General features: G+C 39.3%; 20 protein-coding genes and 1 tRNA gene. 14 read left to right on the plus strand and 7 right to left on the minus strand.

The window, feature by feature from the left end; translation table 11 throughout:
* Positions 1-127: 127 nt before the first annotated feature.
* Positions 128-2,257 (plus strand): carboxy terminal-processing peptidase, encoded by a 2,130-nt coding sequence (locus ABMQ40_RS09940; RefSeq protein ID WP_370899098.1) that lies wholly within the window; start codon positions 128-130, stop codon positions 2,255-2,257.
* Positions 2,258-2,310: 53 nt separating this feature from the next.
* On the opposite strand, the gene ABMQ40_RS09945 is transcribed toward ABMQ40_RS09940, so the two are convergent.
* Positions 2,311-2,814, minus strand: a complete 504-nt coding sequence (locus tag ABMQ40_RS09945; RefSeq protein WP_370899100.1) for a superoxide dismutase family protein — start codon at positions 2,812-2,814, stop codon at positions 2,311-2,313.
* Positions 2,815-3,095: 281 nt separating this feature from the next.
* On the opposite strand from ABMQ40_RS09945, the gene ABMQ40_RS09950 reads away from it, so the two are divergent.
* From ABMQ40_RS09950 to ABMQ40_RS09980, 7 genes are all read left to right on the plus strand, one after another.
* Positions 3,096-5,339, plus strand: coding sequence for a TonB-dependent receptor (locus tag ABMQ40_RS09950; RefSeq protein WP_370899102.1), 2,244 nt, complete (start codon positions 3,096-3,098; stop codon positions 5,337-5,339).
* Between the two features lie 93 nt (positions 5,340-5,432).
* Positions 5,433-6,083: a hypothetical protein gene (locus tag ABMQ40_RS09955; RefSeq protein ID WP_370899104.1), complete on the plus strand. Its 651-nt coding sequence runs from the start codon at positions 5,433-5,435 to the stop codon at positions 6,081-6,083.
* A 140-nt stretch (positions 6,084-6,223) separates the two neighbouring features.
* A complete protein-coding gene (locus ABMQ40_RS09960) occupies positions 6,224-7,540 on the plus strand; it encodes a 2TM domain-containing protein (protein WP_370899106.1) in 1,317 nt (438 codons plus the stop codon).
* A gap of 7 nt (positions 7,541-7,547) precedes the next feature.
* Positions 7,548-7,847, plus strand: a complete 300-nt coding sequence (locus ABMQ40_RS09965; protein WP_370899108.1) for a 2TM domain-containing protein — start codon at positions 7,548-7,550, stop codon at positions 7,845-7,847.
* Position 7,848: 1 nt separating this feature from the next.
* Positions 7,849-8,415, plus strand: a complete 567-nt coding sequence (locus ABMQ40_RS09970; protein ID WP_370899110.1) for a methyltransferase family protein — start codon at positions 7,849-7,851, stop codon at positions 8,413-8,415.
* A gap of 166 nt (positions 8,416-8,581) precedes the next feature.
* Positions 8,582-8,878: a 2TM domain-containing protein gene (locus ABMQ40_RS09975; protein ID WP_370899112.1), complete on the plus strand. Its 297-nt coding sequence runs from the start codon at positions 8,582-8,584 to the stop codon at positions 8,876-8,878.
* A 115-nt stretch (positions 8,879-8,993) separates the two neighbouring features.
* Positions 8,994-9,737 (plus strand): LytR/AlgR family response regulator transcription factor, encoded by a 744-nt coding sequence (locus ABMQ40_RS09980; RefSeq protein ID WP_370899114.1) that lies wholly within the window; start codon positions 8,994-8,996, stop codon positions 9,735-9,737.
* 268 nt (positions 9,738-10,005) lie between these two features.
* On the opposite strand, the gene ABMQ40_RS09985 is transcribed toward ABMQ40_RS09980, so the two are convergent.
* Positions 10,006-10,251, minus strand: a complete 246-nt coding sequence (locus tag ABMQ40_RS09985; protein ID WP_370899116.1) for a hypothetical protein — start codon at positions 10,249-10,251, stop codon at positions 10,006-10,008.
* Between the two features lie 496 nt (positions 10,252-10,747).
* Positions 10,748-11,935, minus strand: coding sequence for a tRNA 2-thiouridine(34) synthase MnmA (gene mnmA / locus ABMQ40_RS09990; protein ID WP_370899118.1), 1,188 nt, complete (start codon positions 11,933-11,935; stop codon positions 10,748-10,750).
* Between the two features lie 152 nt (positions 11,936-12,087).
* Here mnmA and ABMQ40_RS09995 point away from each other — a divergent pair, with 152 nt between their 5' ends.
* A complete protein-coding gene (locus ABMQ40_RS09995) occupies positions 12,088-12,615 on the plus strand; it encodes a hypothetical protein (RefSeq protein WP_370899120.1) in 528 nt (175 codons plus the stop codon).
* A gap of 131 nt (positions 12,616-12,746) precedes the next feature.
* Here the strand turns inward: ABMQ40_RS09995 and ABMQ40_RS10000 are convergent, their stop codons facing one another.
* The gene (locus ABMQ40_RS10000; protein ID WP_370899122.1) at positions 12,747-15,275 is read right to left on the minus strand and encodes an ATP-dependent Clp protease ATP-binding subunit; all 2,529 of its coding nucleotides are present in this window, start codon (positions 15,273-15,275) and stop codon (positions 12,747-12,749) included.
* A 153-nt stretch (positions 15,276-15,428) separates the two neighbouring features.
* Between ABMQ40_RS10000 and ABMQ40_RS10005 the strand changes: the two genes are divergently transcribed.
* From ABMQ40_RS10005 to ABMQ40_RS10025, 5 genes are read left to right on the plus strand one after another with little or no spacing between them, the layout of a single operon-like run.
* Positions 15,429-15,659 (plus strand): uroporphyrinogen decarboxylase, encoded by a 231-nt coding sequence (locus ABMQ40_RS10005; RefSeq protein WP_370899124.1) that lies wholly within the window; start codon positions 15,429-15,431, stop codon positions 15,657-15,659.
* Positions 15,649-16,743, plus strand: a complete 1,095-nt coding sequence (locus ABMQ40_RS10010; protein WP_370899126.1) for a glycosyltransferase family 4 protein — start codon at positions 15,649-15,651, stop codon at positions 16,741-16,743. The genes ABMQ40_RS10005 and ABMQ40_RS10010 overlap by 11 nt, the downstream gene beginning before the upstream one ends.
* Positions 16,744-16,792: 49 nt before the next feature.
* Entirely contained in the window at positions 16,793-17,212 is a 420-nt protein-coding gene (locus tag ABMQ40_RS10015) for a SufE family protein (protein WP_370899128.1), read from the plus strand.
* A gap of 50 nt (positions 17,213-17,262) precedes the next feature.
* On the plus strand, positions 17,263-18,189 hold the full coding sequence (locus tag ABMQ40_RS10020; protein WP_370899138.1) for a glycosyltransferase family 9 protein: 927 nt from the start codon (positions 17,263-17,265) through the stop codon (positions 18,187-18,189).
* Entirely contained in the window at positions 18,186-19,070 is an 885-nt protein-coding gene (locus ABMQ40_RS10025) for a glycosyltransferase family 2 protein (RefSeq protein ID WP_370899130.1), read from the plus strand. The genes ABMQ40_RS10020 and ABMQ40_RS10025 overlap by 4 nt, the downstream gene beginning before the upstream one ends.
* A 141-nt stretch (positions 19,071-19,211) precedes the next feature.
* Here the strand turns inward: ABMQ40_RS10025 and ABMQ40_RS10030 are convergent, their stop codons facing one another.
* The 3 genes from ABMQ40_RS10030 to ABMQ40_RS10040 all read right to left on the minus strand — a co-directional run bounded on the left by ABMQ40_RS10030 (position 19,212) and on the right by ABMQ40_RS10040 (position 20,379).
* Complete coding sequence (locus ABMQ40_RS10030; RefSeq protein ID WP_370899132.1) at positions 19,212-19,574, minus strand: hypothetical protein; 363 nt, start codon at positions 19,572-19,574, stop codon at positions 19,212-19,214.
* On the minus strand, positions 19,571-19,738 hold the full coding sequence (locus ABMQ40_RS10035) for a hypothetical protein (RefSeq protein WP_370899134.1): 168 nt from the start codon (positions 19,736-19,738) through the stop codon (positions 19,571-19,573). The genes ABMQ40_RS10030 and ABMQ40_RS10035 overlap by 4 nt, the downstream gene beginning before the upstream one ends.
* A gap of 566 nt (positions 19,739-20,304) precedes the next feature.
* Positions 20,305-20,379 (minus strand) — tRNA-Val (locus ABMQ40_RS10040).
* Positions 20,380-20,464 lie beyond the last annotated feature (85 nt).

Here is a 20,464-nt window from a genome sequence, read left to right on the forward strand (position 1 = left end):
AATAAAAATGTTCAAAACTATTCGATATTTGTAAATAAGGTATTAAATTTGATAGTTTGTAACAGTAATTCACTTATTGCTACTAATTAATATACTTTTTTAAATTAATAAAATACATGTCCGATTTATGTGGAAAAATTTTAAGCTAAATAAATTTCTACTACTGATTCCATTAACAAGTCTCATGTTTTGCTTCAATTCACCTAAAAATGATGATGAAAAGATGCAGACAATAATGGTAAGCGTAAAAAACACCCTTTCTTATTTACATTATAGCCCTAAGCCCATTAATGATGCCTATTCAAAAGATGTTTACAAGCATTATTTTGAAATGATAGATCCGGCCAAAAGATATTTTCTGCAGTCGGATATGGATGAATTCAGCAAGCATGAGACCAAGCTTGATGATTATCTGAACATGGGGGATCTTACTTTCTATAAGCTTACGGTTGACAGACTTTATCAGAGGGTGGATGAGATCGATAAGATTACTCAGGATATTTTCAGCAAGCCTATCAATCTTGAAGAAGACGAAACGCTGATCCTTGAGCCAAAACTGAAAAAAGTGCCGGCTAATAAGACTGAGCAGTATAATGAATGGAAGAAATTCATTAAATACAATATTCTTCAGGAAATAGAATCTATGAACAGTAAGGAGGAAACCCAGAAAGAGAAAAAAGATTCTGTTCAGAAGTATAAACTGAAAGATACGATCAAACTTCAGATCCTTACTCCCGAGCAAAAAAGGGTGAAAGCTACTGAAGAAGTGAAGGACCTGGTAAAAGAGACCTTTACAAGGTTTAAGAAAAGGAAAAAAATGGATTGGTTTACGGTGTATATGAATGCCTATACCGAAGTTTTTGATCCGCATACCAACTACTATTCTCCAAAAGATAAAGAAGATTTCGATACCAATTTTACAGGGAAGGTCATCGGGATTGGTGCGATTATTCAGGAGAAAAAAGGAAACCTTTATTTAGGGGCTTTAACTATCGGAGCTCCGGCCTGGAAATCGAAGCAGCTTTCAGAAGGGGACAAGATCCTCAAAGTAAAGTCTAAACCTAAGGAAGATGCTGTAAATGTGGTAGGAATGCTTTCGGATGAAGCGGTAAGACTGATCAGGGGAGAAAAAGGAACTCCGGTTACCTTAACAGTTCAAAAGAAGGATGGAACCATAAAAGATGTGACCATGATCCGTGAAGAGGTGGCCATAGAAGACACCTTTGCGAGAAGCATCATTGTAAACGCGCCAAACGGCAAAAAATACGGGTTCATCAATTTGCCAAGCTTCAATGCAGATTTTGAAGACTCTAAAGGCAGGAATGCATCTGATGATATCAAGAACGAAATCATCAAACTTAAGGAACAGAACATTCAGGGAATTGTGTTAGACCTGAGGAATAACGGCGGAGGATCATTGACAGAAGTAGGGGATATCATGGGACTTTTTATGAAAGCAGGTCCTTATGTACAGGTAAAAGACGGAAACGGTAAGATTCAGACTTTAAGAAACAGAAATGAAACTCCGATCTGGACAGGCCCGCTGGTGATTATGCAGAATGAGCTTTCCGCCTCGGCATCCGAAATTTTAGCCGGAGTAATGCAGGATTACGGCAGAGCTATGGTTATCGGGTCACCTCAGTCTTTCGGAAAAGGAACTGTGCAGACATTTGTTGATCTGAACAGATTCCTGAATACGGAAGATGATTTCGGGTCTTTAAAGCTGACAATTCAGAAGTTCTACAGGATCAGCGGAGAATCTACTCAAAGAAAAGGAATTGTTTCCGATATTCAGATGAAGGATTTCTTTACCTATGCCGAAATAGGAGAAAGGTATGATGACTTTGCCCTGGCATGGGATAAAATTCCAGGTACCAACTTCCAAAAGCTGAACTATTTTGACAGCCAGGCATTGGAGAAAGCAAGTGCGGACAGAATGGCTAAAAACAAAAACTATCAGCTGCTGCTGGAATCTGCCCAATGGAGAGAAAAACTGGATAAAGAAGAAAGCATTACGCTTAATATCAATAAATTTAATGAGCTGATGAAGCAGAGAAAGGCCCAGATAGAAAAATTCAAGTCGTTGACCAAATTTGAAAACGGCCTTAGCTTTACCATGTATCAGAGCGAGATCGAAAGAGAGAAAAAAGACGAGGCATTCAAGAAAAAATCTGAAATATGGATCAAAAACCTTAAAAAGGACCTCTATCTTCAGGAAGCAATGAACATTATAGAAGATATGAGTGCAAAATCATAAAAAAAGACAGCCTTAATGGCTGTCTTTTTTATTGCAATAGAACGGATTATTGATTATTTAATCTCTACACATCCTACTCTCCCCCCGGCGTTTCCTGTAGGCTGGGTATGGAAATCATCTTTGTCTGCGTGTACAATAAGGCCTTTCCCTAAGATGTTTTTGGATTCATCTGCACAACCCAGGCACCATTTATCTGTCTTAAAGGTTAAGGTTGCGTTTCCATCCTGATCAGCTACCAGATTACCGATGTCTCCCATGTGAAAGTGCTCTGCCCCCCATTTTCCGTGATCATCTTTGGCAGGGTTCCAGTGTCCTCCTGTAGAAGTTCCGTCTGCTGCAGAGCAATCCGCTTTTTCATGAATATGTACAGCATGGATCCCCGGAGTAAGGTTAGTAACATCAAGCTTCATTATCACCTCATTTCCTTTCTGGGTAAACTTGACAGTTCCTCCTGTCTGTGTACCGCTTTTAGCGTTAATAGAATATGTTTTTGTAGTTCCGCAAGAAACAGCCAATAATGCACATCCCGCCAATAATGCTAATTTTTGTACTTTCATTTTTAAATGATTTTAAGTGATTTAACAATCTTATAAATTTAAAAAGAATTTTTCAAAAACGTTATGATCATGCCGTTTTTTCAAAAACAGCCATAAATACCGGATGAATTTCAGTTTGTTATCCCGTTTTATATTGAGGGCAGCATGCCAGAAACAGCCCTGAATTATAAAGGATTGGGCCGTTAATTTGCCGTTCAGCAGCGAAAGTATACCTTTCAGAATAATTTTTTTTTTACCCGAAGGCATATTACTTTTATTTTTGAGCTGAAAATTAATGATCAATGAAAGCACAATTCGTAAAGCTATTACTGCTCACTTCCTTTTTATCCAGTATTTTAAATTATGCTCAGATAAAAGTTTCGGGAAAAGTAACCTTCAGGAATAAAGGAGTAGCAGAGGTAAATGTTACATTAAAAGGAACTTATGACGGGGCAACTACTGACGCCGGTGGGAATTTTTCTTTTGAAACGGCGGAAAAAGGAAATTATGTGCTGCTCTTTACCCACCCTAAATACAATGATGTTGAAAAGCCGGTCGTTATTGAGAACCAGGATCTCTCCGTAAATGCGGAACTGAAAGAACAGATCAATGAAATAGATGCAGTGGTAGTATCTGCCGGATCCATTGAGGCAAGCGATAAAAAAAGAGCGACAGCATTACTCACCCCGATTGATATTTATACCACCGCCGGGGCAGACGGACAGATTTCCTCAGCATTAAATTATCTTCCCGGAGTGCAGAAAGTAGGAGAGTCCGAAGGGCTTTTCATCAGGGGCGGAACAGGAAGTGAATCCAGGATTTTTATGGATGGCAGTCTGATCAACAACTATTTCTCCAATTCAGTTCCCGGGATTGCCTGCAGAGACAGGTTCAATACCTCACTCTTTAAAGGGAATATATTCTCAAGTGGAGGATACTCAGCCTTATATGGGCAGGCGCTTTCCGGGGCCCTGATGCTTGAAAGTGTTGATCTTCCGGAGCAAAGCTCCTATGATTTTGGAGTTTCTCCGATCTTCTTAAGCGCAGGATTTCAAAGGCTAAGCAACGATAAGAACCATTCTTATGGTGCAACTTTAGGATATTCCCTGCTAAGCCTGATGCAGGAGGTCTTTAATTTCAATACAGACTTTATTGATGCTCCCCAGGGACTGAACGGAGATTTTAATTTCAGGATCAAAACGAAATCAGGAGGCTTTTTCAAATATTATGGGATGTATGACAGCAATAAAATGGGTGTAAGGTCTGAAAGCCTGGAACCGGGATATGACTTTGCCCTGGTAAGGCTGAAAGGAAGAAACACGTATCATAATCTGTCTTTCAGGCAAAAATTCGGGAAATATCTTCTGAATATAGGAACCTCCTATTCATACAACAGGTCAGACCTTAATTTTTCAACGGAGGCCAATGAAGCCGAATCTGAGAGGACACAATTGTTGACAGATGGAAATTATATCAATGCCAAAGCTGTTTTAGAACGAAAAATCAACAGAATCAGTGCTGTAAGAGGAGGACTTGAATTCAATAATACGGATGAGAAACTTCATTTCGAAGAAATAAATAAACATTATAAAGATCTTATCTCTGCTGCTTTTGTAGAAACAGACCTCGGGTTCAGCAATCAGCTGTCTGCAAAAGTAGGAGTGAGGGCGGAACATTCGTCTTATCTCGGGAAAAACAATATCGCTCCCAGAATCGCTCTGGCCTACCGCTTAGCTAAAAACTGGACAACCTCATTCGCTTATGGACTTTTCTATCAAAATCCGGAAAGCAGATATATTAACGGCCCTGCCGATCTTGATTTTCAGAGATCACAGCATTATATTTTTCAGCTTCAGAGAACTTCGGAAGGCAGAAGCCTGAGATTTGAGGCATTTTATAAAGAATACGGCCGGCTGATCAAAACTTTTGCCATCAATCCCGGAGAAAGCCAGAATCAGCAGGTACAAACGGCATTGAATAATGAGGGATATGGTTATGCCAAGGGAATCGAGCTTTTCTGGAGAGATAAAAAGACATTTGAAAATATTGATTACTGGATCAGTTATTCTTTTTTGGATTCCCAAAGGGACTTCATGAATTATCCGGTGAGCCTGAAGCCTAATTTTGCCTCAGAACATACGCTTTCTGCCGTGGCAAAAAGATTTATCCCGGAATGGAAGTTAGGTGTTAATCTTTCCTATACCTATGCCAAAGGACGGCCTTATTATGATATCGCAACAGGAGAGAAAAGTGGGGGTGCTTTTAACTATATCCGCCATGAAGGGAGGTTGAAAGACTATAATGCCCTGAACCTGAGCTTTAATTATCTTCCTAATCTGGGTAAAAAAGATGCCAGGGCTTTCACCGTATTTGTATTGAGTATTTCCAATATCTTAGGATCAAAGAATGTATACGGGTATAATTTTTCTCCGGACGGATCCAGGAGCTCAGCCATAGTCCCGCCGGTTAATACCTTTGTATTTATCGGAGCGTTTATTAGCTTTGGAGTGGATAAAACTCAGGATGCTATTAACAATAATCTATAAATTATAAATAATCCATAGGTTTAATGATTTTATTATATAAATTAAATACATATCTTTGAATAAAATATAAGTTAACTTTAAAAAAGTAAAAAAATGAAGAAATATCTATTAAGTTTTGCTTTAGCTTTTATGAGCTTAACCGTTTTTGCACAGGCAGATTATGAAAAAGTAATGTCTGAGAAGATCGCCAAAATAGAAACTTGTAAAACAGCTGAAGACTTTCAGGCATTAGCAAATGATTTTCATAGGATTGCCGGAAAAGATGAGAACAAATGGCTTCCGTTCTATTATGCCGCTTTTGCCAATATTCAAAAAGGCAGGGTATTGATGAAGGAAGGCAAAACGCAGGATCTGGATTTCATCGCAGGACAGGCCGAAAAATATATCGGGGCGGCAGCCCATGTGGCACCAACGGATAATGCCGAGCTTCACCTGCTTAGAAAAATGGCTGCTTCTTTAAGAATGATGGTAAATCCTCAGCAGAGATATGCTACAGATGGTGCGAAAGCGGCAGAAGAACTTAAAATAGCTGAAAAGCTGGAACCTAATAACCCAAGAGTAGCTTTGATTAAAGCTGAAGATACATATTTTACTCCTGAGCAGTACGGTGGAAGTAAGGCCAAAGGATTGGAAATGTTTAAAGAAGCTTTGAATAAATTCAATGCCTATACTCCAAAAACCTCACTGGATCCAAATTGGGGTAAATCAGAGGCTGAATATTTCTTAAGCCAGTCTAAAAAGTAATCGAGAATGATTAAAAAATATTGAACCTTCCGCCCGGGAAGGTTTTTTTTTGCCGTTCAGAAGCGAAAAAGAACGGTTCGGGAACAAATAATTTTTGATACCTTTAATAACCGCTAATTTTGAACCAGAAAACTGAATTAATGAAACGTAAGGGTATTGTCATTTTGCTTTGGGTATCATTGGGAACAGCCCTGTTCTTCTTTTTATTCTTCAATGAGGAAAAGAGCTTTCACAGCTTCATGGTCACCCTTCTTATCTCTTTGATGTATTCCTTCGTACTGGGGCTTGGAAATGGGCTTATCAATGATTTTCTCAATAAGAAATTCCCCTGGTCTGAAACAACGAAAACCAGGGCGGTTCTGAGTGTCGTTTCCATCCTCATCGCCAATTTCATTCTGGTATATTTTTGTAATTATATAAACTTTGTGGTTATTCAGAAAGCGGCTACAATGCAGGAATTTTTCTCCAGGAAATATAGCTTTACCAATTGGTTCATGATCAACATTGCTTTGCTGATCTCTGCCTTTCTTCACGCCAAAAGCTTTATGGAAGAGCTTAGAAAAAGCTCAAGAAAAGAAGTAGTGGAACAGAAACTGATTGCGAAATCTGCCAATGCGCAATTTGAAAGTCTTAAAAACCAGCTTGATCCGCATTTTCTTTTCAATTCTTTAAATGTTCTGAGCTCTCTGATCGATGAGAATCCGAAACAGGCCCAAAAGTTTACTGCCTCAATGTCAAAGATTTACCGGTATGTTTTGGAGCAAAAAGATAAAGAGCTGGTTACCGTAGAAGATGAGATAGAGTTTGCGAAAACCTATTGTGAACTGCTAAAGACAAGGTTTGAAGATAGTGTGGATTTTAATTTTGAGATTAAAAAAGAGGACTACCGCAGATTTGTGGTTCCGCTTTCATTGCAATTGCTGCTGGAAAACTGCATAAAACACAATTTTGCCACTTCTTCAAAGCCTCTGATTATAAGAATTTTTTCTGAGAATGACACTCTTTGCATTGAAAACAACCTTCAGGTAAGGGAACAGATCAAGCAGAGTCCGGGAATAGGGCTGGCGAATATTGTCCAGCGGTATTCTCTGCTAACCAGAAGAAATGTATTCGTTGAAAAATCGGAGGATCATTTTAAAGTGAAGCTTCCGGTCTTGTCAGAAAAACCGGACGGCGTGAGTATAGAACCCGATAACGGGGACAAGGCTTACGAAAAGGCACAAAAACGGGTGAAGGAAATAAAAAGCTTCTATGGGAATCTCATTTCCTACTGTATCATCATTCCGTTCCTGATCATTATAAACCTTGTTACCAATCCCGGACATATCTGGTTCCACTTTCCGATGCTGGGATGGGGAATAGGTCTCGCCGCCCATGGTATAAGTGTTTTCGCCATCGGGAAAAGCTGGGAAGAAAGAAAAATCAGAGAAATTTTGAAAAAACAAAACAAAAAATAAATCGGCCATGGAAAATATTAAGGAAAGTGATATCCGTTATCAGGAAGCAGCAAAGAAGGTAAGGAAAATTAAAAACTTTTATGTATTTGCTTTTATTTACGTTGCGGTGAATATCTTCATACTGTTTCTCAATTACAATGCATTAAAGCCGGGAGAAACCATCTGGAAGTTCCAGTATTTTGCTCTTCCGCTTTTTTGGGGATTAGGCCTGCTTGTTTATGCAATGAGCATTTTTTTACCAGGTTTTATTCTGGGCAGCAAATGGGAGGAAAAGAAAATAAAAGAACTAATGAAAAAAAACAAATAATATGAATACTCTGTCTCTCTTATTTTATATTTCCATGGCAGCATGGTTTCTGAGTGAATTTATTTATAAAAGAAAACTGAGATCCGGAGATAAGGATCAGAAAAAGGATAGATCTACCCTCGGCCTGTTATGGATCGTGATTGTCCTATCCATTGCGGTATCAGTGACGGTCTCATATATCACCGATTTTCCTGTCACCGATGAGGTTTGGATTCTTTATTTAGGGGAATTTTTTATTATATCGGGAATTATCTTAAGGTATATTATTATCAGATCTTTAGGGAAGTATTTTACCGTGGATGTTTCCATAAAGGAAGATCATAAGATCAAAAGGGAGGGCTTTTATAAATACCTGAGGCATCCTTCCTATACCTTTTCATTACTGACTTCTTTAGGCCTGGGGCTTTACCTTAACAACTGGGTTTCTCTTGTCCTGGCTTTCATCCCTCCATTTATAGCCTTCAGTTACAGGATTAAAATTGAGGAACAGGCGCTTGTAGAACAGTTCGGGAAAGAATACATTGAGTACAGAAAAAAGACCAAAAAGCTCATCCCCTTTGTTTATTAAAGCAAACGATTTGTCTGGTCAAATAGTTCACATCCCGGCTCAGCTGAGCCGGGATTTTTGCAGCTCAGATGCCATATTCTACGGTTCAGCGAGATAAATTTGATTTAAAGGAGTATTTCGGGATAAATTTGAATCAGAAAATAAACATTACTTTAAACACAGAATTATGGAGACTACATCATTTAACAAAGAAGCTTCAGCTTATGAAAAAGCATCCAGAAGAGTAAAAGAATTAAAAGGATTTTATGGAAATCTTACCTTCTATTGCCTTATTATTCCTTTTTTGGCAGTACTGAACCTGCTGACATCTCCCGGACATTTATGGTTTTTCTGGCCAATGCTGGGATGGGGGATCGGATTAGCCGTCCATGCGATCAATGTCTTTGGAATCGGAAAAGAATGGGAAGAAAAGAAGATCAGGCAATTAATGGAAGAAGAAAGAAGGAAAACCAAAACACTTTAATAAATTAATTACCTAGGGATGAATCTTCGCTCAGCGACATTATCCCGGCTGATTTTTAAAAGCTGCCAAACTTTTGCCTAAATTTATTGATTTGTAATCATAACCAAAAAGCTTAATGATCAAAACTGTCATTATTGAAGATGAAAAGCCGGCCTCAAGGAAACTTGAACGAATGCTGAATGCTTTTCCTGAAATTGAAGTTGTTGCCAAAATAGAATCGGTGGAAGAAGGCATACAATGGTTTTCTGAGAACGAACATCCGCAGCTCATCTTTTCAGACATTGTTTTGGGAGATGGCCTGTCATTCGATATTTTTGAAAAGGTTCCCACCAAAGGATTCATTATTTATACAACGGCTTTTGATCAGTATACCCTGAAAGCATTCAAACTGAACAGTATTGATTATTTATTAAAGCCTGTTTTGGAAGAGGATCTGGCCGGAGCAATTGAAAAATTCAAATCATTTATTCCTTCAGATAACTCTGTAAACTCTCATGAAATCAAGCAACTGATAAAGAGGGAAAAGACCGTTCTTTCCAGAATCCTGGTGAAAATAGGTTATAATCTGAAGATCGTCCAGACCCATGAAGTAAGCTGTTTTTTCAGTGAGAATAAGATCGTATATTTACAGACTCAGGAACGCACCTATCCTTCGGATTTTACCCTTGACGAGCTGGAAAGTGTTCTGGATGAGAAAAAGTTTTTCCGGGTAAACAGACAATTTATCATCAGCTCAGACCATATTAGAAATATCCATACTTCCCCGTATTATAAAGTTGATCTGGAATTTCAGCCAGCTGAAGAGATCACGGTAAGCCGGGACCGGGTGAAAGACTTCAAAGAATGGCTGGTAGGCTGAATAAGACGGATAATGTTTTTTCTGTTTCTAAACTATCTGTAAGCAATTCTCTTAGATTGTGTGTCTTCAAGCTGTTTCAAGATGGAACGTGGTATTTCATCGCTGTCGATCGGGAAGCTGATGGAGTCGGAGACAAAGGTTTTCCTGTCAGCTTTCTGAAATATCTCGAACAGGGCGATCGGTTCCTGGTTAAAACTGATGCATGTACTTATAAAATGTAATTCATGGAGCTTGTATTCTGGATTTTTAAGCTTTTCATTAATATCTTTTATCCTTGAGATAAAATGTCTTTGCCTGATGAAGTATTGCTGTTCATGATAATGAATACATAATCCGAATAAGCGATTACTTTCCCAAAATATTTGTGATGATCTCCGCCGCTCCTTTCAATATAGTATTCACCGGATGTTTCAGACTTATAAATTTCCATGGCTAAACGCCAGATACGGTCTTCTCCGGCCTGCAAAGGATTGTCGGACAGGATTCTGTTGTAGGAATACCAACAACCGGTCAAATACTCTAATAATATATATTGTTCATATCAATTTTCAAGTCGCCAAAATTGAAGTTGCCGGTGTGTGAATTTATGAAATCAATATAGCTTGAATATCCCAAAACTTTAACGATAAGGCTTAGCTTGGCCAGCAGATTAGGTTTTCTTTGGAAGGGCAGGTATTCCTGATTATCTGCTCCTTCTATCAGGCTTCTATATCCCTTTCCTTTTAAATATTTTCAAAGGTTCCGTTCCGGGGATAGCCCGCTATGGTATGATTCTCATATGGCTATAGGAATTATTAAGTTTATAAAAGGATTCATGTTGGAAAGACCTGTCGGTATCTGGCAATGATATTAATAGCGGAAAGTATTGTAATGCTGATTGTTCTATTGAATAATTTAAAGCATAAGATCAGGTAGATACAAAAGCATTCTGATAATAAAACCCGAAACCAAAGTTCCGGGTCTGCTCAACCTGATAAAGGGTATATTTTAAAATCTTTAAACAAAAAGCATTAGGCAATCACACCACTTCCTAAAAGCTCGTCGTCAGCATACCAGGCTGCAAACTGACCTTCTGCAATGGCAGACTGGGGTTCTTCAAACTCAATATAAAAAGCATCTTCAAATTGATAAAGGATGGCTTTTTGAAGGGGCTGCCTGTATCTGATCCTTACCATAGCTTCTTTTGATTCGCCGTTTTTTAAAGCTAAATCTTCACGGACCCAGTGCACCTCCGAATTATCGATTTTCAGTGCTTTTCTGTACAATCCGGGGAAGCTGTGGCCTTCGCCTACAAAGAGAATGTTATTTTCCATATCCCTGGAAATGATAAAACAGCTTTCCTTATGCCCGCCTATTCCCAGGCCCTTACTTTGCCCGATCGTAAAAAACTGGGCACCCTGGTGTTTTCCGATCACTTTTCCGTCAGATTTTTTATAGCTTGTCTTTTCTGATAAAAATTCCAGTTCTTCTCTTTTTGAAGAAAACTCCGGCTTTTCCCTCGAAAATAAAGGAGAATCTTTGAATATTTCTACAATTTCACCTCCGTTGGGTTTTAATTGCTGCTGCAAAAATTGAGGAAGGCTTACTTTTCCGATAAAGCATAATCCCTGCGAGTCTTTTTTATCCGCCGTAACCAGCCCTATTTCCTTGGCGATTTCCCTTACCTGAGGCTTGGTGAGTTCACCGATCGGGAATAAAGCTTTGGACAGCTGCTCCTGGCTCAGCTGGCAAAGAAAATAAGACTGGTCTTTATTAGTGTCTTTTCCTGCCAGAAGATGGAAGATCTCTTTTCCGTTCTCGTCGGAAGTTGAGGTTACCCTTGCATAGTGCCCGGTAGCCACTTTATCGGCGCCCAGAGACATTGCCGTTTTCATAAAGACATCAAACTTCACCTCTCTGTTACACAAAACATCAGGATTCGGTGTTCGTCCTTTCTCATATTCGGCAAACATATAATCTACAATGCGCTCCTTGTAAAGCTCACTCATATCGATCACCTGGAACGGGATTCCCAGTTTCTGTGCAACCATTAAAGCATCATTGCTGTCTTCGATCCACGGACATTCATCTTCTAACGTCACGGAAGCATCATTCCAGTTTCTCATAAACAATGCCACTACCTCATGGCCCTGCTGTTGCAGCAAATATGCTGTAACACTGGAATCAACACCTCCCGATAATCCTATAACTACTTTCATATCTGTTTGATTAAAAGATTTAAACTTAACATGAATGTACTCATTGCTTAAATCATTTAATTTGGTTTAAGTTATTTTAACAGCTGCAAAATTACAATAATCCCTTTCGCAAAAAAAGTTATAATTTTAAACATTGATAAAAACGATATTATATGGAAAAATTTATTATTCCTTTACTGCTACTCTTGTCAGGGCCGGTATTTTCCCAGGTTTCAGCAGGCACAACGGCACAGGATAGCAACAGATGGACCTTCGGAGGCGGGATAGGCCTGGGGTTCGGGAGCAATAGTTCTTTTTATCTTCAGGCCTCACCACGGGTAGGGTACAGGATTACCAATGACCTTGAGGGAGGTGTTGTAGGAAGTGTATCATGGCAGACCTCAGATTATTATCGCTCCACCATGTTCGGGGTAGGTCCTTTTGTGAATTATTATTTTGCGAGGACTTTTTATTTAGGTGCCAACCTCCAGCAGTATTTTATCAACTATAAAGATAAATTTTACGATTATAAAACCAATGAGGAAGAAACGGCATTATACCTGGGCGGAGGTTATATGCAAAGGATCGGTAATAACTCTTTTATGCAGATTGGCATAATGTATAATGTGCTTTGGAAAGAAAATGAAAGTATATTTTCAAGCGGACTGATCCCGAATATAGGATTCGTCGTAGGGCTGTAATGATATGAGATATTGATCGCGAATATGCGTGGAATCAAATTTATGGAAGATATGCCCGTAAAATCAGTGGGAATAAAAAAAGCATCAGAAAAAATTCCGATGCTTTTTATAATTAAATTATTTATTTTATGTTAAGAAGACTTTTCAGCCGTTTTCTTTGGCTTTTGGGTTTTCCCGGCCAATCCGTCTTTGGCTTCATTCAGATCAAGAACTACGGTTTCTCCTTCATTTAATTGCTTGTTTACCAGCATTTCCGCCAGCAGGTCTTCAATGTATTTCTGGATAGCCCGCTTCAATGGCCTTGCACCGAAATCTTTATCCCAGCCTTTTTCAGAAATAAAGTCTTTAGCTGCGTCAGTTAATTCAACTTTATATCCTAGTTTTTCAAGTCTGCCATAAAGCTTGTTCAGCTCAAGATCAATGATTTTCTTGATATCATCCTGCTCAAGAGAATTGAAGATAATGATGTCATCAATCCTGTTCAGGAATTCCGGGGCAAATGCTTTTTTCAGGGCATTTTCGATGGTGCTTCTCGCTCTTGTATCTGAGCTGGATTTCTTCGCTGAAGTTCCGAATCCTACACCATCTCCGAAGTCTTTAAGGTCTCTTGTACCAATATTGGAGGTAAGAATGATGATCGTGTTTCTGAAGTCGATTTTTCTTCCCAGACTGTCCGTAACGTGGCCTTCATCCAGGATCTGTAACAGAATGTTGAATACATCCGGGTGAGCTTTTTCAATCTCATCCAGGAGAACCACAGCATAAGGCTTTCTTCTTACGGCTTCTGTTAGCTGACCGCCTTCTTCGTATCCTACGTATCCCGGAGGGGCTCCTACGAGTCTGGAAACGGCAAATTTCTCCATATATTCACTCATATCTATTCTGATCAGGGCTTCGTCAGAATCAAATAATTCTCTTGCCATTACTTTGGCCAGCTCGGTTTTACCGACTCCGGTGGTACCAAGGAAGATAAAGGTACCGATTGGACGGTTCGGATCCTTAAGGCCGGCCCTGTTTCTCTGAATGGCTTTAACCACTTTTTTAACAGCGTCTTCCTGACCGATTACCTTTCCGTTCAGTTTATCATCCATCTGTGCCAGTTTATCAAGCTCATTTTTACCTACTTTGGTCACCGGAACGCCACTCATCATAGATACTACCTCAGCTACATTTTCCTCAGTTACGGTCTCCTTTTTCTCTTTTACATCCTTGTCCCATTTGTCCTGGGCAGCATTCAGTTCCATTTGAAGCCGTTCTTCTTCATCCTTCAGCTTTCTGGCCTCAAGATAATCCTGGGCTTTTACAGCTTTTTGCTTCAGTTCTTTGATGTCTTCAATTTTCTTCTCGAAATCAATGATTTCGGTAGGAACCTTCATGTTTTTAATGTAGACACGGGATCCGGCTTCATCCATTGCATCAATGGCCTTGTCCGGTAAAAAACGGTCTGTAATGTACCTTGATGTCAAATTGACACAGGCAGCAATGGCCTCAGGGGTATAAATCACATTGTGATGCTCTTCATACTTATCCTTGATCTGATTTAAAATCTGGATGGTTTCATCTATAGACGTCGGCTCCACCATTACTTTCTGGAATCTTCTTTCCAGAGCTCCGTCTTTTTCAATATATTGACGGTATTCATCCAAAGTAGTGGCTCCGATGCATTGTATCTCACCTCTTGCCAGGGCCGGCTTAAACATATTGGATGCATCCAGGCTTCCGGTAGAACTTCCGGCACCAACGATGGTATGAAGCTCATCAATAAACAGGATGACATCCCTGTTTTTCTCCAGTTCGGTCATAATTGCTTTCATTCTTTCCTCAAACTGGCCACGGTATTTCGTTCCGGCAACTAAGCTGGCAAGATCCAGTGTGATCACCCGTTTGTTGTAAAGAACCCGGGAAACCTTTTTCTGTTGGATTCTTAAAGCCAGACCTTCTGCAATAGCAGATTTACCAACTCCGGGTTCTCCGATAAGGAGCGGGTTGTTTTTCTTTCTGCGTGATAAGATCTGGGAAACCCTCTCAATTTCTTTTTCACGACCGATCACAGGGTCTAATTTTCCATCTCTCGCCAGGGAGGTCAGGTCTCTTCCAAAATTATCCAGGGTAGGAGTTTTACTTTTGGCAGAGCCTAAGTTTCCTGTAGGCTTTCTCATCTGCTCAAATTCCTCTCTTTCATCATCGTCATCATAGGCACTCATCTGTGGTGCCTGTCCGGAATTTTTCAGCATTGTCTGATACTCTCTTGAAACCCCTTCATAGTCAATGTCATAAGCTCCTAAAATATTGGAGGTAGGATCTTCATATTTATATAGAATGCCAAGCAGCAAATGAACGGTATTAATTTCATTGCTTTTATATTGTCTGCACTCCAGTTCTGCACGTTTGATGGCATGGTCTGCCATCTTCGTGAAAGAAATATTGGTCACCTCCTCAGAAATAGGGTTAAGACTTGCCGTATTTAGAGTTTCAATTTTTCTTCTGATTTGTGTTAAATCCGCATTAAGGTTTTGAAGGATTTCTTTTGCAGAGTTTTCTGTTTTTATAATACCTAAAAGTAGATGTTCTGTATTAAGAAATTCACTTTTCAGCCTTTTCGCTTCGCTCTTGCTTTGTTTGAACACCTGGCTCAAACCTTGTGAAAACTTATAATCCATAATATATCTCAATTAGAATAAAGGTAGAGTTACCTTTTATTCATTATCTAAATTACAAATATTTTACCAAAAATCAATTAATGACTTTATGGCAGAAAAAATTTTATTATCTTATTGAAAATGATTAAGTTTGTTTCCCGCTTAAATTTTCTCATGAGCCCTGAAATTGCTACTTATATTGGATATTCTGCGTCACTTTTTATAGTGCTGAGTTTTATTTTGAAGGATGTAAGAAAAATCAGGATTGTCAATCTGATCGGATGTATCTGTTTTGTAATCTATGGAATATTCAGTGGGATGCTGTGGCCGGTCATTATCCCGAACGGGCTCATTTGCTTTATCCAAATCTACCATTTAATGACGGGAAAGATAAATGAAAAATAAAATAATTACATCCGCTTTCAGTAATCTTTATACAGACCAGCGTATAGAAAAGGTATGCAGAACCCTGCATGAAAACGGATATCAGGTTGAGCTCATAGGAAATAACTGGGGCGGAGAAGAAAAAATGGAACGCCCGTATTCTTTTTCCAGAATACCTTTATTTTCAAAAAGCCTGAAAACAGCTTATTTTGAATTCAACTGGAAGCTGTACCGGCAGTTATGCAAAAAAGCGGATCGGAATACGATCCTTCATGCGAATGATGTTGATGCGTTGCTCCCGAATTATCTTGTATCCAGGAAATTAAACATCCCTTTAGTGTTTGACAGTCATGAAATTTTTTCAGAGATGCCTGCCATTCAGGGCAAAATGTCACAAAAGCTCTGGCGTTATCTGGAAAAAAAAGTGATCCCTGAGATAAAGCTCATGATCACTGCAAGCGAAGGCTATGCCCGGTGGTTTCAAAAAAAGTACGGCGTGAGCCCGGTGGTTGTCCGAAATGCGCCCAGGCGATTGGCACCGGATATTGATTTCCCGGAGAATACTCCTAAAGTGGTTTTATATCAGGGAGCGATCAACCCTTTCCGTGGCATAGACAAGGTTATTTTAGCCATGCCTTATCTCGAGAACGTTCTTTTGAAGATTGCGGGTGACGGGCCGAAGAAAAAGGAATATGAGGAACTGGTTTCGCGGGAAGGTCTCGGTGACAGGGTCCGGTTTCTGGGAAAGCTGAAGCCAGAAGACCTGAGGCAGGTTACTTTAACTGCAGATTGTGGAGTAAGTATTGAAGAGAATGGCGGGGACAGCTATTTTTATTCCCTTCCCAACAAGGTCCTTGATTGTATTCAGGCGCGTGTTCCCCTGATCTTGTCCGGTCTTCCTGAAATGCAAAATATAAAAGACCGGTTTAATATTGGTGAAATTATTGAAGATCATCAGCCTGAAAGCATTGCAAGAGCCATACATACGGTAATCAGTAAAGGAAGGAAAGGCTACCGTGAAGAGCTTGAAAAGGCTGCCGGCAAATTCTGTTGGGAAAATGAAGAAACAAAATTACTTGAAGTTTTCGACAAAGCATCTCAATGAAATATTGTTTGTAAAATTGGTATCTTTGCATAACGAAATTTGTTAAAAAATGACCATTAAAGAAAAACAGCAAGAGATAATAGACGAATTTGCATTTCTTGAGGACTGGGAGCAGAAATATGAGTATATTATCGATCTTGGGAAAGATCTGAAGGGGCTTCCGGAGGAAAAGAAAACAGAGGAGAACCTGATTAAAGGCTGCCAGAGCAAGGTATGGATCGATGCAGAATTTAAGGAAGGGAAGCTTTACTTTAATGCGGATTCTGACGGGATTTTGCCTAAAGGGATTGTTTCTTTACTGGTCAGCATTTACAGCGGGCACTCTACCCAGGAGATCCTGGATTCTGACTTCGGATTTATTTCCGAAATAGGATTGCAGGAGTTTCTTTCCCCTTCCAGAGCCAATGGATTGATGGCTATGACCAAGCAGATCAAATTTTATGCAGTTGCTTATCAGCTGAAATCGTAGTTGTGACAAGGATTTTAGCATATCGTTTTTCTGCTTTTGGTGATGTTGCCATGACAGCACCCGTCTTCAGGGAGTTTCTGGAACAAAATCCCAATGTGGAGATTATAATGGTTTCCAGGAAGAATTTTGAAGGCTTATTCACTGATATTCCGAATGTTATTTTCAAAGGGGTAAACTTTGATGACTATAAAGGTTTCTTCGGGTTAAACAGGCTGGCAAATGATCTTCTTAATGAATTTCAGCCGGATCTTATCGCTAATCTTCATGATGTCATCAGAACAAAAATTTTAGATAAGATCTATAGGAGAAAAGGTTTAAAAGTTTATAAAATAGATAAGGGCAAAGAAGAAAAAGAAAGGTTGACGGATGTCTGGAACCTGAACAAGGTTCAGCTGAAAACGACAGTTGAGCGCTACGCGGATGTATTCCGCAAAATGGGCTTTACAATTGAGCTTTCCCATCAGCTGAGGCCGATCACCCACCAAAAATCAGGGATAGGATTTGCCCCCTTTGCCCAGCACAAGGGAAAAATGCTTCCCCTGGAAAAGTCCTATGAACTGGCAAGAATCCTGGCTCAAAAACATAAAGTATATTTTTTCGGTGGCGGCAAAAAAGAAGCTGAAACTCTTGAAAAATGGGAGAGGGAAATTCCCAATACCCAAAGCCTGGCCGGAAAACTAAGCCTTACAGAAGAGCTTCATAAAATTTCTGAGCTCGAGCTTATGATCTCCATGGATTCTGCCAATATGCATTTAGCGAGCCTTATGGGAACAAGATGTGTTTCTGTTTGGGGATCTACCCATCCCTATGCGGGATTTTTAGGTTTTGGACAGAGTGAGGAGGATGTGGTCCAGGTAAAGGATCTTACCTGCAGACCCTGTTCTGTCTTTGGAGATAAAGAATGCTACAGAGGAGACTGGGCCTGCCTGGATGAGCTTGATATTCAGAGAATCGTTGAAAAAATTCTGACTGAATGAGGCTGTCCATTTGTATTCCTGTTTATAATTTTGATACCCGGGAACTGGTTCTCAGTTTACTTAAGGAGATTAATTCTAACCGGATAGATGCGGAAATTATCCTGATCGATGATGCTTCAGATGAAGCTTTCCGGCAGATCAACGGTAAGCTTCATGAAAAAGTAGGCAAAGTTATTTATCTGGAAAAAAATATTGGACGGGCACGAATACGGAATCTGTTTTTAAAATATGCCGAGGGTGATTATCTTCTTTTTTTGGATTGTGACGTCAGGATCGGGAAGACGGATTTTCTTCAGAATTATCTGGCTGAAATAGATAAAGATCCCAGATTGGATCTGATCTATGGAAATTTTGCAATAGCCCCCCAATATTCCAATAGCCTGAGAAACAGGTATTCTGTAAAGCGGGAGATTTTCCCCGGAGACCGGTCAGATGATCTTTCGTTATTTAAGACCGTAAATTTTATAATAAAAAAGAGCGTTTTTGAAAGGTTTCCTTTTAATGAAGATCTTACCGAATATGGTTATGAAGATTTTGTGTTTGCTAAACATCTGGAACAGAACCATGCGAAATTCCTGGCAATTAACAATCCCGTGATTCATCTGGACGACACTGCCAATGCCGTTTTCTTAGAAAAAACAGAGGTGGGAATCAACACTTTATTTAAGCTTTCAAAAAGCCCTGAGAGCAAGCCCCTCATAAAAGATATTAAAGTGTACAGGGCTGCTATGTTATTGAAAAAGTTAAGAATAAGCTCTTTATTTTTAGCTGTTTATAACTTGTACGAAGCGAGGATAAAAAGCAATCTGCTTTCTGAGCATCCGAGAATCAGTTTCCTGGATCTGTATAAACTGGCCCTGATCCTGAGAAAAATAAAATAGATGAATGTGATTTCAATCATAATGGGCAGGTCATATTGTTTTTACCTTTGGTAAGCAAAATAATTCATTTTCATCTTTATTATCTTCTAAACTTCTATTACCTAACCTCCTTCAATGGAGGTTTTTTGTTTGTGAGATACCTCACTGATCGCTGTCGCTTTCTTCCTTCCTGAAGCTAACGACTTCATAATCATCATTTGAACTGAATTGCTTGCAGCTGTCGTCACTGAAGGCTTCCGGATTTTTAGAAAAGGCATCAATGTATTTCCGGCTTTCATTAGTATCGGCCGGGGTAATAATGATATGGTAATTGCGAAGCACTGAGTCATGCGCCTTTTCCAATGCTTCTTTTTTGTGTTTTACTGCTTCATCGTATTTCATAATGGTGATCATTTTTTTAACTAAAGAATAAATTATGCCAAAATTCATAGGGATAGGTATCCAGCCTCCCATTTTGGCAATATAAAAGTCACCAGAGAAGTTTGATTTGTTGGGATTTCTCATAAAAACAGAAATAAAGCCTGTTTCTTTCTGGCATTAGCCTGATAACTTCCGTATACCTGAGAACCTGTTTCACAGGGCAGGACCTCTGCATAATATTCATACCCTTTTTCTCCCTTCTCATTGACCCCTGTTGAAGCAAGTACAGATACAGGATTATCTGTCAAATATGAATAACCTAATGGTGTGTTTCTGTAATCATGGAATGAGCTTCGGTAATCAGGAGAATTATCCTTGTTGATAATTGTGTTGGTAAAAGCGTTGTTTCCTGTAAATCCTGATTTACCTCTTCAAAATAGAGTACTTTGAATGGGACAAATCACCAAATTCATCATCAAATTCTTCCATAAACTGTGTTTTAGCATTAATATTTTGTTTAAATGTTCTAAAACAAAGCTACATAAGGGGTACGCCATAACCTGACGTGTATTGATTATCTGATGAAATTCAACCTATTCCAGAACTATTATGACACTTCTAATAGTGTTGGTTACAGATTCTCAAGCATATTGGAAAAGTGGAAATGTAAATAAGAAACTCAGAAGAGTAGATATGCTTATACCATAAATAACTAAGAATTACCGGTGGGCGTTTTTGGATAGATTCAAAAAAAGGTTCCGATCGAGGTATTTAAATTCTGCCATGGGAACTTTGAAAGAAAATGAAACTTTTATCAATCTAATCAGATAAACAACATAATATAACAAAAAACTCCCTGTTAAAGGGAGTCTTGTGGGTCCTGAGGGATTCGAACCCCCGACCCTCTGGGTGTAAACCAGATGCTCTGAACCAACTGAGCTAAGAACCCGAATTTTTTTAAAAGGTTTCGTTCCTTTTCTGTGGGTCCTGAGGGATTCGAACCCCCGACCCTCTGGGTGTAAACCAGATGCTCT

Origin of the sequence: Chryseobacterium gossypii (assembly GCF_041361455.1) — a bacterium.
Taxonomy (GTDB): domain Bacteria; phylum Bacteroidota; class Bacteroidia; order Flavobacteriales; family Weeksellaceae; genus Chryseobacterium; species Chryseobacterium gossypii.